Raw genomic sequence first — 15,796 nt, forward strand, 5'->3', positions numbered from 1 at the left:
AAGGTAGGTTATACCCTACCTTATTTTCTTTCAACTACGAACTAATTTATAGGTTTATCCAATAAAAATATCCTGTCCTAGTATTTCCTAAAGTAGGTTTTAGCTTATACAAACCTAATACAAAAGGTAATATTTTTAGACTCTCCCGTTCACTAAAACATACAAAAACACGTACAAAAGGCGATTTAAGCGTAGTCTATCTACACGTTAACTACAGATTTTAAGTTTTTTTTGCGTACTCGCTAACCTTGCAACGAACTAAAAACCGGTAATTAAGATTAAGCTAAGCTAAGGAGATAGGTAGGATGAAACAACTTAAAAAGGTATTACCAGCTATCGTTTCTTGCCTTTTCGGGGTAATCGTCGCGATATTGATTGCATACTTCTTTCTTCGTCCGCTAGAGGGTAATGATGATAAACTAAAGGCTAATTCTACTTTATTGGCAAGTCACGAATTAGCGGATCTCTATCAAATTACCAACCTCGAACTCGTCCCGAAGTTTTATCTTGTCGACCCTGATACGATCGTCTCCGATTATCAAGTTAAGGATTACGTAAAAACCTATCATCAAAAATATTTTGACGACCTCGCTACTTCCCTTGACAACTTTGGTTTATCACTCGAAAAATTAAAGGTTTTCCTTATTCCTGCCGAATTCAAGGAAGACCCCGTGCAAGGTATTAAGGCAAGTGCATACGTTGCCCCTAAATTAAGCCTAAGCAACATTTTCGTTTCCAGGGACTCCTACTACTCAGGGACTACATACCATGAGATCTCGCATCTTATCTGGTACAAGTATTTTAAAGGTACAAAATTCGAGGAAGAGTACTATACTTTTCGTAACCTAGGAAGTACCTTTGAGAACTCGGACAAATGGAATCAGAATATCGAGGAAGTTTTTGCCGAAGACTTAGCTTTTATTATTTCAGGTAGCGAGTTCGCGGACTATCCTCCTGACTATCCCGTTTGGTTACAGATTGATAGACCAAGCAATGATACCGAAGCGCCTCCCTTAACGAAGCAGCAAGTAGAAGGTTTATCGGAGATTCTGAAATCAGCAGCAAGAGCCTACGATGCATTTTTTCGTTGATACAATAGAGTAAAAACTTATGATTTCCAAAATCAGGTGGTGGTAAAACTCCGCCTTTAAAATTGTCCTCGTATGCTTTTTCACTGGTCTATGAGACTTTTCGCTTTTCTATTTTTGAAATTACAATTTTATGGCAAGTTACTAATTTCTTATACTCTGGAATAGATATATCCCTCATGTGGCATATTTTATTTCTAATTGCATTCAAATTGGTTAACTTCTCTATTTGCTTTTGGGTGAATTTTTCTTTAAGTGTGGGGAATTTGCGAATGATTTGAAGCAATTGGTAGTAATGGGCTGTGTGGAAATCGAAGGAGATATATTTTTGACTAAGGTGCCATGTATATCCAAACTCTCGTGTTAGAGTATCGTCTATCATGGTTCGCAGTTTCGTCTCCAGTTCGTAGAGTATTCTGTAGGAATCACACATCTTATCAATAGCATTAATCTTGTTTGACATTGAATTATCCCCTTTCAACGTATTTTCCATACAGATTGTACCATTTTTTCGACAATTCACGCAACGTTAACTTAGAAGTTTCTTTTAAAAAACAGTTGGGGATCTTCTATTCCACCACAAATTGCGAATAGCGACGGACTAGGAAGGGGCCTAGTCTGCCGCTTTTTTTCTTACCACATTTTAATTACCGAATTAATATCTATTCCCGTTATTTTTCCTAAATAGCTCGCGATACTCATCTTGATGAAACTTGTATTTTACTCTAATCATTTTTATTAAATCTTGGCATAGTTTCTGATATTCGATTAATGAATGGGAATAAAATTCCATATCCGAATTTCTACTAGGACTACCATGACTAATATTTATGATATGTAATATATCATCTATGTCCAAGAGAATTTCAACAACATCTGAATCAAGAGAATCTCTAACAAATAAAAGATCCCTGATATAATCCTTGGTTTCAAATGCTATAAATTCAGCAGCGGCTTGCCAATGATGAAATGTTCTACCATACCACCCTCCAATAGTAAAAGGGCGACGAGGATCAACATAATCACATATTATATTTATTTCATATTCTTTATTTATTTTAATAGTAGATGGGATCCCAGCAGCTTCTCTTATAGAGGTAATAACTGTATCACAAAGACGATTTATTTTTGCGGATTTGTTATTTATGTACTTAATCAATTTTACCTTTTGTCTCTCGGATTCCAGGTGAACATTTATGAAATAAAAAAGAAAAGATGTTATATAGGCTAAACAAAATTGATAATAGATTCCCCCTAATGCTGCTCCACCTGAAAATCTTTCAGGAATATTAATTAGCCATAAATCGATTACTAGGATTGAAGCAACAGATATTATAAATAACAGTTTTAGTTCAAATCTAATAGTAGCTATTCTATGTTTTAAATATTTAAAATCTACTTTTCCCACGCCCAGTTTTATAATTAGATTGAAAATTAATACCCTACATCGGTTCTTACTTCCATAGATGGGTAGCTTACTACAGTAATAACCCGTGTAGAATTAGTTTTGATATTATCTACACCCACTGAAAAGCTACCTTTCTTCACTTTGGACCAATCTACAGGAATGCTGTAAGATTTACCTGGTACAAATTCTCGGTTGTAGTTTAAATATTCCCAAGTACCATCTTTGTAGTCTAAGCCAAGTGCCAAGCGGTAAGTGAATCCTTCAGGCAATTCAGGCAATGAAAATGCAAATTTGCCGTTAGAAAAGTCAAAAGAATCAACTACTTGTTTATTAATTGCTTTGGAGTAGTCTACTTTGATTCGACCATCTTTTTCAACAGGGTCATTATCATTTGCGTTTGGTGTTTCAGCCTTTGGCAAAGGTGGCAATTGGGAAACATCACTAGGTGTAAAAGGACGATCTTTCAGTTCACGTAGTCCTTTTGACATAACATTCCTAATGAAAGTTACAGCTTCAGCTCGAGTAAGAAGGTCATTTCCTTTGTAAGCAGCAACACTTACTTCGCCTGGAACTTTACCATTAGCCAATCCTTGAGCCAACAAGTAATGAATAGCATTATTTCCTGTGTAGTTTACACCAGTAGAACCTGCAACAATTTCTGCTACTTTAGTACGGTTAATAGGTACATTACGTTTATCGATGTCCCTAAATCCAACGGTAGGGTAATTTTGTTGTGCAGCGTAGTTGTAAACAGCATCTGACCAATGTTCTGGGTATTCCACAGAAATTAAAGCTTTAGGATTGAAAGCATTGGTATACATGGTAAGAAACTCGGCTTCAGTTACTTCATTATCAGGGCGGATGGTTCCATCAGGGTAACCTTTAATGATTTTCATTTGTTTGGCCCATTCAAGGTTGTCGTCAGCCCAATGGGCGTCTGCTCGTTGGTCCATAGCATTTACACTCCATAAGCTTACCGCAATTAAGGCAATAGCTATAGGCTTTTTAAGTTTATCCATATGAATCCTCCTAAGTATAGTTATCATAAGATTTATTCTAATGGAAATCATAGCACATTATCCTATTCTTAGTTAATTAATATTCTATATTTTTGTCCATACAACCAACCTTCAAATTAATACTACGATCCAAATTTCAAATCCTATTAATATTTATTTAAAGATAGCAAAGTATGGATAGAATGATTGTGGAAATGGCGCGTTTATAGAGAAGTTTTTCCGGCTACCACTTTGAACGACCACAACATACGGATCAAAATTTGATCTATGAAGGATTTGCTCCCTAACTCACAATCCTGCTTAAAACTCAGGTAAGTCTAAATCTTTATTTTCTAGTATTCAACTATATTTTCAAAATCTAATACTATATTTTGTGTCTAGAGCATATTTCAAGTGAAAATCACATACCTATTCTGGTTTGAAGCTATCATTTTAACCTCTCATTTTTTGACCGATACTTCTACATTTAATACCCTATATACAAGAAATGAATCTCGTACAAACACTTAAATGGGAGGTCAGAGGATATCATGGTCAAGAATGAAGCGACAGCCAAACGAGGTAATAGTCAATATGAAGTAGGGCATGAAGAAATGGAGCATTTATTATCTGCATTTGAGGAATTCCAAACTTGGGGCTTTTTAGGGGATCCATTTGATAGTGATCCGTTTAGTATGCTTTATTTAGTACCGCAGAAACGTTTAGTCAAACCGAAAAAGAGGAACCAATTAGAGGTTGATTACAAGGTAGACATCTTCGTATTAAGCGGGGAAACTGGTTCACATTTTTGCTGCAGATATAATTATTCATTCGATGAATTTCAGAAAACAAATTTTCAGGGATCATTCAAAATCAAGATTTGCAAGGAAAATAAACCGCTTTTAGATTGGATTGTCAGAAATAAGTCCGTTCTATTAATCAATCCCCTTACAACAGGCATGATCGTATTGGACGATCTACATTCATTCTCAAACTTTATCTCAAAACATGCAGGCTTTGTACTACCTATTCACGATGTATCTGCTTTAGCATTCAATAATGATTACTTAAACTTTTTATAAACGACCACCCGGTCATTCATTATAAAAGAAGTGTTTTCCGCTTATCATAGATAGGGTATAATTAAAGTAACTTAATGCAATGTCAGACAAGGGAGTACCTTAAACCTAACCTTAGGTTTATTGTGCTCTCTTTTTTTTATAACTTCACACGGAGGTTCGTTATGAAACTCATCTTGGCAGAGAAAAAACAACAGGCAGAGAAATTGGCTGCTCCATTTGAGAATAAACCAGGGAACGGCTTCATCGAAATCCATCCCAATACAATTTTCCCAAAAGGGGCATATATTACCTGGGCGATGGGGCATCTTTTCTCATTGGCTGATCCAGAAGAATACGATCCTAAATTCAAAAAATGGGTACTTGAAGATCTACCGATCATGCCGGAAGAATTCAAATATACTTTAATTAAAACCAAGGGTAAACAATTTAACATCATCAGGGATTTAGCGAAAAAAGATCAGATTACTGAGATCGTTATAGGGTCTGATCCTGGGCGTGAGGGAGAGGTAATAGCCCGTATCATCATTCAAATGAGTGGTGTAAAAAAGCCGATGAAAAGGTTATGGACAACCTCTTTGACACCCAATGCCGTGACCAAGGCATTTGAAAATCTTCTCCCTGAAAAAGATAAACGCCCATTATTTTATGAAGCTCAAGCGCGAGCCTATGCTGATTGGTTAGTGGGTATGAATACATCGAGGGCATACACCATTCTATTGCGACAAAAAGGAGAGAAAGAAACGTTTTCTACTGGAAGGGTCCAAACACCTTTGCTTGCTTTAATTCTAAAACGGGAAGAAGAAATAGAATCTTTTATATCGAGCCCATTTTGGAAGGTATTTGCTGATTTCCATTTAAATAGCACTGTTCTTCAAGGTAAATGGTTTAAGAATGACATGGACCGATTGGTTAATGAGGAACAAGCAAGGGCCTTAGAGGAGTATTGTAAGGGTAAGGGGGCCGTCATTACGGACATTTCAACCGACCGGAAAGAATACCATCCGCCTCAGCTTCATAGCCTTTCTACGTTACAGTTAGCAGCCAATCGTTTATACAAAATGTCACCAGATACAGTCCTGAAGATATGCCAAGAATTATACTTGAAAGAGCATATCTCCTATCCGCGATCTGACTCGCAGCATGTAACAGAAGAAGAAGCAAAGGATTTTCCAATAATTTTGGGCCAATTAGGTGCTCTGGATCCCTATCGTGAATTCATTCCTGTTCCCATTTCGAACCTAATTGGAAATAAGAGATATGTTAACTCGGATAAAGTTTCTGATCACTATGCTATTATTCCAACGGAGAAAATTCCTAAGCTGGAAGAACTGACACAAGATGAGTGGAACATATACGATCTTATCGCGAAGTCCTTAATTGCTGCACATTACCCAGAAGCGATATTTAATTACACTAAAATCGTTACACTCGTGGACGAAAAATTCTCCTTCATAAGCAAAGGTAAACAAATGATGGCTGAAGGTTGGAGAAAAGTTTTATTTTCTGCCGGGGAAGAAGACGATGAAGAAAATACAATCCTCCCCAACGTTAAAATAGGGGAATCCGGCCTAGTCACTAACACTGAAATGAGAGAAGGAAAAACATCTCCACCGAAACGGTATACAGAAGGGGATCTTATTGCCCTCATGAAAGGGGCCGGAAAATCGATAGATGATAAAGATGCAGAAATAGAAAAAATTCTCGAAGCTACTGAAGGGCTTGGTACAGAGGCAACACGAGCATCGATTATTGAAACTTTAAAAACAAGAGAATACATTACCATAAAAAAGAACTTGGTTTATCCTTCTGACAAAGGAAAAGTCTTAATACAGTCAATAGGGGACACATCTGTTTTAAAAAGTGCAGTTCTGACGGGAAAATGGGAGCAAAAGTTACAGGAAATTGGTCAAGGAAAAGCGGATCATCGAAGTTTCATAGAACAAGCAAAACGACTAACGCAAAAATTAGTACAAGAAGCCACGGAATCAACTCGAAAAATTGTGACTCACAAGGGTGATTCAACTCAGACCGGTGTAGAGCATGATGCATCGGATAAGGGAAATGTTGATCCTAATAATATTGGAACGGAAACCCATGCTGATGAACAGACCAGGATAAAGAATAACGATTTTGAAGAGAGGAAGGAACAGAAGGAGGGGGGTGGGCCCTGCAAGATCTGTGGGAAAGAAATGGTTGATCGAGGGAAATTCTACGGGTGCAGCTCCTATTCAGTACATGGGTGCGGATTCACAATTAGTAAGCAGATACTTGGAGTCCAGATTCCACCAGATCAGATCAAATTACTTCTTGAGAAGGGAGAAACCAACCTGATTGAAGGTTTTACTAGAAAAAGTGATCAAAAAACCTTTAGTGCAGTATTGGGATTGGAGAATGGTAAACTTACTTTTCGTTTCCCAAATACCAATAGGTTAGTGGTTCCACTTTACCTTCTAGAACCCTTAGAAATCATCTCCCCTTCAGAGGAAGATACAAAAAGAGAATTTTATTCAATCCAAAAGGAAGCAGAGGCACTCAAACACCCTGCCCGTGTCATCGGGGTTACGCATGGTCCAAGAGTTTCACGCTATGAACTCCTACCCAATCGGGGGATTAATATCACAGGATATAAACGCTTTAAAGCGAACTTTATGGCTGCCCTTAAAGCGAAAAAATTGTCCATGTACATTCCTATTCCAGGTACGAATCTTATTGGGATCGAGGTACCAAACAAAAATCCTTATCCGGTCCAAATTCGAGGTTTATTAGAGAACCAAGAATACTTAGTAAAGAAAAAAGATCTTTCCTTCCCGTTGGGAATGAATTTACAGGGCGTACCTATCTTCGGGGATCTAGCTGATATGCCTCACTTACTAGTTGCCGGTACTACAGGTAGCGGAAAGAGTGTTTTTCTAAACTCACTCATCATTAGTTTGTTATATGGGTCTTCTCCAGATCGACTTAAATTTATGTTTATAGACCCCAAGCAGGTAGAACTAAGTGTCTATGCAGACCTACCTCATTTGTTTAGTCCGATTGTAACCCAGGTGCAGAAAGCGGGGCCGGCACTAGAACATCTGGTTAAAGAAATGAATAATCGATACTATATTTTTCAAAAAAGTGGGGTGCGAAATATCATTTCATATAATCAAAAGCATCCTGATAAAAAAATGCCATACATTGTTCTTGTCATTGATGAATTGGCCGATTTGTTAATGACAACTAGTGATATTGTAGAAGATCTAATCCTTCGTTTAGCTCAATTGGCCCGCGCTGCCGGGATCCATATGGTTATTGCAACGCAAAGACCTACAAAGAAGGTGTTATCACCAACCATTAAATCTAATCTTCCTGTGCGTGTAGCATTCTCCGTAGCATCCACCGCGGACTCCATGACCATTCTCGATGAGCCGGGAGCTGAAGAATTGTTGGGTAAAGGAGATATGTTTTACCAGCCAAAAGACAGCGGGAAAATCAGACTTCAAAGTGCTTATGTTTCTGACCAAGAGATTGAACGAGTAGTTAGATATCTGAAGGATAAATACAGTCAACAGTAAAAGAGCCCGTATCCCTTTCTACTTGAATCAGATTCAATAAGAGTCGTGCAATTTTTGCAAATAAGTTCAATACCCACCATACTAAGTGTATAAACTTACCACGAACCACTTTATTGGAACTTGAAATAGAAAGGGGAAAAAATAATGTCTGGCATCGATTTAAGTAAATTTCAAATATCTAAGGGGTTGGTAGAGGATAGCGGATTGAAAGGAAAGGAGGATCGCATTATTTGGTTGCGATATTCCAAGGAGGAGGTTGCTGAATTTTTGGCGGAAATGCATCTAATGGCTAAGGCTGGATTATCTGATAGCATCTCGCTTAGGAACCGTTCTAAGATTGCAGCTAATTGCTATTACGAAATCGCAAAATCTTTACATGTCTTTGCTAAAATTCAAGCCTGGACAGAACTTGGTCTTTCAAATGACGAAACAGAGATTCTCTTCAGACACAAATCTATTTTTGGGAGAGCCAAATATGAACAGCTTCAAATCGAAAATCCGTAAAGGATCCCTAACCAAAGCAGCAGTATTTTAGCAATAATTGAATCCTTCCCCTGCGAAACTTAATCTGAAAAGGAACCATATGGAGTGGTTCCTTTTTTTGCCACTTGATATTCCCATGCGTGGACATGTAGGATATGGTAAAATTAAAAATATTAAAGTAGTGGGAGGGTTAAAGTGGAACGGGCTCAATTTGGTCAATTTGTAAAAAAGTTACGAAAAGAGAAAAATACCTCCCCTCGACAGGTAGCCCACGATCTAAAGATTCCTATTGGAATGCTAAGAAACATCGAGAAAGGGAAGCACCCGGTTAGTGTGGATGACATTGAAAAGATATGCGATTATTTTAATGTATCATTAGATTCAGTAATGGAGCAAAACTTTGATTTAATTCTTTTTGAAAGCAAACTTAATCCAAAAGAAATTGGAGAACGAATTCGCTATTATCGAAATAAGAAAAAATTAAGCTTACGAGATCTTGCTAATCAAGATATCTTTTCTCTAGGGAAATTGAGTAATATTGAGAATGGTCTTGTTCCCGTTAATTTAAACGACATTAAAACAATATGTGATTTTCTTGGTATTCCAATTGAACATGTAGTGGACCCGAATAGAGTTCAAAAGATGAATAGTCTTAGGCTTGATATCTATCGAGCTAAAACGTATATCTTTTTACAACTATTTGACTCAGCTAAAAAGATTTTAGACGAAACTACTAATGAAATAAAAGAAGAGAAGTTTTTAGAACTGGAATTTCATCTTAATTTTGTATGGGGATTATACTATGTTGGAATTGAACAATATAACGATGCCGAGAGCTGTTTAATTCAGGCCTTAAATTACGACAACCAATCGGATAAAGACATTGATGGTGTAAAACTTCAGATTCAAAACACTTTAATGTATATATCATTTGAACAAGGTAAGATGAATAAAGCTAAGGAAATTGGAGAAAAAGCCATCCAATTTATTAATAAATCACCATTTAAGTTAGATAACGATGATAAATCTTTTGCTTATTTCAATCTAGCGGTATCTTCTTGTTGCCTTGGTCATTTTGATTCTAGCTTACAATATGCCCAAACAGCATTGAGTTTATCAGAAGGGATTCTAAAACATCAAATCGTATTGCTGAAGTCTATTATTTTTGCATTAAAAAATGAGTATGAAGCGGCACTTGACTTAACAATAGAATGTCTGGAGCTTTTTAGGAAGGCACATGATATAAACGGCTTTATAAAAGCGCTTCAATTTCAATATTATCTCCTTAAAAATTTTTCACATCCCGAGCATATTAAGGCTATTCATCACATTGAAAAAGAGATACCTAATGATATTCACATCCAAAATGCCAGAAACCTTAACGATCAGCTGGAGTTGTATCAATTAATTATCCAAATCGCTATTTCTGAGAATGATAATTCTTTAGCAGAGAAATTCTTAGAAAAGTGTTTCGAGTTAGAAGGGCAAGATCCCGGTTTGAAGACTAATTATAAAACTTATTACTTAGCCGCCCAATTTGAAAAGAAAAGAGATCAAAATGCACCAAAACAAAGGGAGTTTTTAGAAAAAGCAAATAAATTATTGGGCGATGACAAAAGCACTGCGAAAGCCTTGATTATGTACGAATTGGCTTTATTATCAATTGATGAGTATAATAACAACCCATTATTAGTTGAAGCTAGTAATTTAATCTTTCAACATTATGCTATGGATTTCGGTGATTTAGAAATGATTAAACACATCATTCCTAAGCCAAGATATTAGAAAAAGTAAAAACCCTGATCAATTACTTAAATTTAATAGACAGGGCTTTTTATTTTTTCTTCGGTCAAGATGAAAGTATCTCATCTTTTAGGAGAACTCTTTGAAATGCATTAACAACCTCAGCAGAAAAATGAGTATTGCAGCCCATCTTTAATTGTTCAAGCGCCTCTTTAATACTTCTAGAAGATTGATACACTTTGGCAGGTCTAATTACTATATCTCCTATCATATTTGTATTTTTCATTCGTTATACCATTTACTGTGTTTTTGAAGATTTTTCTTTAAAAATCGGTTTTTACAATAACCCGTCCATCAGGTGAATAGCAGTTCCCCAAATAAAAAGGGCAGAGCATTTGTTGAATATGTTTATTACCCCACCTTTACCATCCAGCTTTTTCATACCCATACCAGCCAGCGTTAATCCAAAAAACCAAATCCAGGATACCGTAATACAAGCAATTGTGAAAAAAACTTGTTCTGTTCCTGCATATTTCAATGCACTTGTCCCAATAACGCCAACTGTATCTAAAATAGCATGAGGATTTAATAAGGAAACGGATAAAGCAAAAAGAATTTGTTGACGGATGGTTAATGCTTTATTCGTTTCCGATTTTGTTGGTTCAGCCTTCCAAATTGTGTATCCCATAAAAAGTAAAAAGAAAATACCTATCGTCATTAGGATAAGCCGCAGCCATTCAAATTGTAAAACGATCGCGGATACCCCAAAGACAGCTAGAAGGATCAACAACGTATCGCACAGCGAAGCTGTTATGGTTGCTGGAAGGGCTTGAAACAAATGGGGCTGCGTGGCCCCTTGGGAAAATACAAATACATTTTGCACCCCTAAAGGCAAAATAAGGCCAAAGGCCAGGATAATACCATGTAAAATGCTTTCCAAATAAATCAACCCCTTTTTCAATCCTATGATACTATGTTAAAACTAAAAGAAAACAGCCAATTGGTTGATTTTTTATCCACCCAATTTTAGGAGGGGTTGAAAGATGTGGAAGCCATACCGATATTCTCATTTGACCATTCATGAGCAGATTGTAGACTGGATTAAAACTCGAATTGGACAGGGGGATTGGTCTGTTGGCACGAAGCTCCCGACACAACGCCAACTTGCAGTACAATTTGATGTGAACCGGAGTACCATACAACTCGCTCTGGATGAATTAAAGGCAGATGGTTTGCTTGAATCCAAAGTCGGTTCAGGGGTATTTGTAGCCAATAATTCGTGGAATATGCTTTTGGACAGGGCCCAACCGAATTGGCATCAACACATTGAATCAAGTATTCATAAACCAAATTACCATACAATTAAACTGATTAATAAATATGAGCAATTGGATGATATCATACGACTTGGAACAGGTGAATTATCACCGGAATTGCTTCCAACAAAACAAATTGAACTGTCGTTAAGATCCATTTCGCTTGAATCAAAGGCGATAGGCTATTCATCACCACAAGGAAGCGAGAAGCTTCGTCAAATTTTATGTCAGTATTTAAAAAAGCGGGGGATTGAAACCACACCGGAAAACATTTTAATTGTTTCAGGGGCACTGCAGGCACTCCAATTAATTGCAATGGGACTATTAGAAGAGGGATCCATCATCTTTCAAGAGTATCCCTCTTATCTAAACTCTGTTCATCCTTTTCAATCTGCAGGAATGCGTATGATTTCCGTATCAAGGGATGCAGAATTAACAGACAAGCTGCGAAAACTCAAAGGAAAAAGACAATCCTTGTTTTACTGTGTGCCAACCTTGCACAATCCAACAGGGGATAATTGGTCATTGGACGAAAGGATTGGCTTGTATAATGTCTGCAAAGAACTTCAAATTCCGATCATTGAGGATGACGTGTACCATGAATTGTTATTTGAATCCCCTTTACCTGCCATCAAAACGTTTGAAAAATCCGGGCAAGTGCTTTATATCGGCAGTGTATCCAAAACGTTAAGCCCGGGGTTGCGGATTGGTTGGGTTGTAGCGCCTACACCTGTTATTGAGCGATTGGCCGATATTAAGATGCAAACAGATTATGGTTCAAGCGCTTTTTCTCAAGAGATCGTGGCCTATTGGTTTTCTTCTGGACTATATGAGAAGCATTTAATTCAGCTCCGAGAACAATTAAAAAGAAGGGCTGCATTTGTAGAAGATATATTAGAACGACAGTTTAAGGAAATTGCTTCATGGAAGAAATCTGAGGGTGGTTTTTATATTTGGCTAAGGTTCCATGAACCTATTGTAAATAAGGCGTTATTTTTAAATTTATTAAAACAAAATGTCTTGATCAATCCGGGTTATATTTATGATACAAACGATTTACATCATATCCGCCTTTCCTATGCCTATGCTTCCATAGAGGAATTAAACAGAGGATTAAATGTTTTACTGGATCTGCTCACAGAGATAACCTAAACTTTTAAAGAAAGAACTTTGCTGACATGTAGGTTAGGGCAAAAATAAGATATATGCTACGGCTCAAATAAAAAAGTCGATTCCCCTAACCCTAGGAACCAATCGACTTTTTTCTTATGAAAGAATGGCTTGCCGTAGTCTAGCCATACCTTCTTCTATTTCCTTCTTGTTTAGATGTCCATAACCCAAAATTATTTGGTTAGGATGTTTTCCTTTTTGCATGGTATGGTCTTCCACTGGGTAGATTTTAACTCCAAGCCGATCAGTTTTCTCAAGTAATTCTTTTGAAAACTCCTGTTCTTTAAATTCTGCTATAAGATGCAAGCCAGTGGAATGACCGAAAATATCAACTTGATTTGAAAAAGTGCTTTTTAAACAACAGATCAGGAAATCTCTTCGGTTTCTATAAATTTTCCTCATCTTAACAATATGCCTTTCCAAATGGCCTTCCTCTATAAATTGTGCAAGGACAAGCTGATCTATAGAAGGGGTGTGGAGATCCGTAAACCATTTTAACTTCCGGCTTTGTTCAATCAGTTGTGTAGGGAGGATTAAATAGCCCATTCTAATAGCTGGTGACAGAATTTTGCTGAAGGAACCAATATACAACACACGCTCCGGCTCTAACCCTTGTAATGAACTGACAGGCGGTCCTTCATAGCGAAATTCACTGTCGTAATCATCCTCAATAAGATAACAATTTGTTTTTCTCGAGTACTGAATCAATTGAATACGCCGTTGAATTGGCAGCGTCCCTCCCAACGGAAACTGGTGGGAGGGAGTCACATAGACGAATTTGGGGCTTTTCTCCAACGGAAGCAAGGATGTATCCAGTCCATATTTATCCGCGGGTACAGGATAAAGCTGTGCACCGGTCGATTCAAATATTATTTGAATATCAATGGTGATCGGATCTTCCATAATCACTGTGTCATTCGGTGATAAAAGTAATTTGGAAACAAGCGTCATCGCCTGTGTTGCACCCGAGGTAATCACAATTTGATCTGGATGGCAGTCAACGCCTCTCGTTTTTAGTAAATACTGCGATAAAACCCGCCTTAACTCTGGGCGCCCTTCAGGAATATCATATCCGAATGTAGAAGGCGGCGTATCGTTCCAAATGGTAGAAGTCAGCCGGGCCCAAGTTTTACGTGGGAATAGATCCAATGCGGGGATCCCTGAACGAAAGTTAATGATGGCATCATCCTTTTTTCTTTTTTCATCTGAATCGAAAGCACGTAATAAACCCACCTTTTTATGTGGTTCCAAGAAAGCCCCGGGGGCAACGTAGGTCCCTGACCCTCCTCGTGACACAACAAAACCCTCAGCTAGCAGTTGATCATAGGCATCCAAGATCACATTTCTGGATACGTTTAATTGAGAAGATAATTCGCGAGTGGATGGAAGTTTAACATCTGCTTTTAGTTGTCCGTTTAATATCTTTTCTCTTATTTGCTGATAAACCTGCCTATTTAAAGGCACATCTAGCGAGCGATCAATGGGGATCCAAAGCATCGTTACATTTTCTCCTTCATAAAAGTGGTACCATCAAAAATCATAAAAGGTGGTACTGATATAAACCATTTTACCATGATAAAGTGGATTTAAATAATGAAGAGGAGAGGTAATAATCATGAAAAAACCTGAAGCCCAGGTCTCTGAAGCACTTAAATCCATTGCACGAAATCAGCATATAAAATCCTATATTCAGCAATCAAATGAGCTCTATCCACTATTATTAAAAGCTGCCAAACGGTTTATTACAGGGGAGAGCAGAATAGATGGGATCAAGATAGCCAATGAATTGATTTCCAAAGGCTATTTTATTTCACTGGAATACATTTGGGAAAACACAACCGATCTCAAGGAATGTATAAAGGCCAAAGACCAGTTTTTAGGTCTTATAGAAAAGATGGGTTCGCTATCTATGAACCAGACTGTATCACTTGACCTTTCACATATTGGATTATCTGTCAATCCAGGCACAGCCTCCAGTCATCTGCTTGAATTGGCACAAAAAGCATACCAGCACGGAATAACTCTGATGATCAGTATGGAGGAATCGGCAAAAACGGATGATATTTTGGATGTCTATAAAAAAACATCCAAGCATTACCCTAATGTTGGGATTACAATCCAGGCAAACTTGCACCGATCCAGTCATGATATTCAGGAACTCATTCATTATCCGGGTAAAATACGGATGGTCAAAGGTGCTTACCAGGAATCCTCTGACATTGCCATGTCCAGATCAAAGGAATTAAATAACCGTTACCTTGATTTTATAGAACAGCTAATAGAAGTGAACCATCCGACATCTATTGCGACGCATGATGAAATTCTTATTCAGGAAATGAGGCAGCGCCAATATTTGACACATAATGCAGAGATCGAAATGCTCTACGGAATACGTCCGGATTTATTGAAGGATTTAAGAGGTAAAGGGTATAATTGTAAAGTTTACTTAACCTATGGACAAGAGTGGTTCTTGTATTTATGCCACCGAATCGCTGAATATCCAGAAAACCTGTATATTGCGGTAGCTAATATGATAGATCCACCCTTATTAGAGGGAAGCAGTTCTTATTAAAAATTCTGCTCTGTAATTTCTTGTGTGGTTGGGTGAAGATACCCATTTGAATATAAGTTCCAGTTATGGGTGGGGTGGGGGTCAACTATACCGCGTCCCACCTCCACCTTCATCTTTTGGAATTCCCTCACCCCCATTCCTCTTTCACCGAAAGATTATTCGTTTGCTCATTGAACCCTACCGCAGGCGCTATATTTTAACCTTGCGAAAATAGTGATTACATAATGCACCATCATCTCTTACATTAAATTTCTTATAATTGTTTGAAATCTTTGTAGGCAAAGAGGATTTAAAAAAGGTCAGGATTTTGCAGGATACAAATAGAGTACCGAAGAAAGTGATATAATTGATGATGTAGAGTAAAGAACTGCGCAGACCTTTC

Annotated in this window: 12 protein-coding genes; 7 read left to right on the forward strand and 5 right to left on the reverse strand. The window is 37.5% G+C overall.

All coding sequences use genetic code 11. The features are described 5' to 3' along the window. Positions 1-305 precede the first annotated feature (305 nt). Positions 306-1,091, forward strand: coding sequence for a hypothetical protein (locus tag J2Z37_RS09200; protein ID WP_209809963.1), 786 nt, complete (start codon positions 306-308; stop codon positions 1,089-1,091). A gap of 652 nt (positions 1,092-1,743) precedes the next feature. Here J2Z37_RS09200 and J2Z37_RS09205 read toward each other — a convergent pair. Together J2Z37_RS09205 and J2Z37_RS09210 are read right to left on the reverse strand one after the other, a co-directional pair. After that, positions 1,744-2,496: a hypothetical protein gene (locus tag J2Z37_RS09205; RefSeq protein WP_209809964.1), complete on the reverse strand. Its 753-nt coding sequence runs from the start codon at positions 2,494-2,496 to the stop codon at positions 1,744-1,746. A gap of 26 nt (positions 2,497-2,522) precedes the next feature. Beyond that, on the reverse strand, positions 2,523-3,515 hold the full coding sequence (locus J2Z37_RS09210; protein WP_209809965.1) for an S-layer homology domain-containing protein: 993 nt from the start codon (positions 3,513-3,515) through the stop codon (positions 2,523-2,525). A 530-nt stretch (positions 3,516-4,045) separates the two neighbouring features. Between J2Z37_RS09210 and J2Z37_RS09215 the strand changes: the two genes are divergently transcribed. The 4 genes from J2Z37_RS09215 (at position 4,046) to J2Z37_RS09230 (ending at position 10,398) form a co-directional block, all read left to right on the forward strand. Next, entirely contained in the window at positions 4,046-4,576 is a 531-nt protein-coding gene (locus tag J2Z37_RS09215; protein ID WP_209809966.1) for a hypothetical protein, read from the forward strand. 161 nt (positions 4,577-4,737) lie between these two features. Next, a complete protein-coding gene (locus J2Z37_RS09220; protein ID WP_209809967.1) occupies positions 4,738-8,130 on the forward strand; it encodes a DNA topoisomerase 3 in 3,393 nt (1,130 codons plus the stop codon). 144 nt (positions 8,131-8,274) lie between these two features. Further along, positions 8,275-8,634 (forward strand): hypothetical protein, encoded by a 360-nt coding sequence (locus J2Z37_RS09225; RefSeq protein WP_209809968.1) that lies wholly within the window; start codon positions 8,275-8,277, stop codon positions 8,632-8,634. Positions 8,635-8,808: 174 nt separating this feature from the next. After that, positions 8,809-10,398, forward strand: coding sequence for a helix-turn-helix domain-containing protein (locus tag J2Z37_RS09230; RefSeq protein WP_209809969.1), 1,590 nt, complete (start codon positions 8,809-8,811; stop codon positions 10,396-10,398). Positions 10,399-10,462: 64 nt separating this feature from the next. On the opposite strand, the gene J2Z37_RS09235 is transcribed toward J2Z37_RS09230, so the two are convergent. Together J2Z37_RS09235 and J2Z37_RS09240 are read right to left on the reverse strand one after the other, a co-directional pair. After that, positions 10,463-10,642: a hypothetical protein gene (locus J2Z37_RS09235; protein ID WP_209809970.1), complete on the reverse strand. Its 180-nt coding sequence runs from the start codon at positions 10,640-10,642 to the stop codon at positions 10,463-10,465. Between the two features lie 51 nt (positions 10,643-10,693). Further along, positions 10,694-11,296: a LysE/ArgO family amino acid transporter gene (locus tag J2Z37_RS09240; protein WP_209809971.1), complete on the reverse strand. Its 603-nt coding sequence runs from the start codon at positions 11,294-11,296 to the stop codon at positions 10,694-10,696. Positions 11,297-11,399: 103 nt separating this feature from the next. Between J2Z37_RS09240 and J2Z37_RS09245 the strand changes: the two genes are divergently transcribed. Further along, positions 11,400-12,824, forward strand: coding sequence for an aminotransferase-like domain-containing protein (locus J2Z37_RS09245; protein WP_209809972.1), 1,425 nt, complete (start codon positions 11,400-11,402; stop codon positions 12,822-12,824). 114 nt (positions 12,825-12,938) lie between these two features. Here J2Z37_RS09245 and pdxR read toward each other — a convergent pair whose 3' ends face one another. Next, positions 12,939-14,339, reverse strand: coding sequence for a MocR-like pyridoxine biosynthesis transcription factor PdxR (gene pdxR, locus J2Z37_RS09250; protein WP_209809973.1), 1,401 nt, complete (start codon positions 14,337-14,339; stop codon positions 12,939-12,941). Between the two features lie 118 nt (positions 14,340-14,457). Between pdxR and J2Z37_RS09255 the strand changes: the two genes are divergently transcribed. Beyond that, positions 14,458-15,414, forward strand: a complete 957-nt coding sequence (locus J2Z37_RS09255; protein WP_209809974.1) for a proline dehydrogenase family protein — start codon at positions 14,458-14,460, stop codon at positions 15,412-15,414. Positions 15,415-15,796 lie beyond the last annotated feature (382 nt).

The sequence above is a fragment of the Ammoniphilus resinae genome (genome assembly GCF_017873965.1).
In the GTDB taxonomy this organism is placed as follows: domain Bacteria; phylum Bacillota; class Bacilli; order Aneurinibacillales; family RAOX-1; genus Ammoniphilus_A; species Ammoniphilus_A resinae.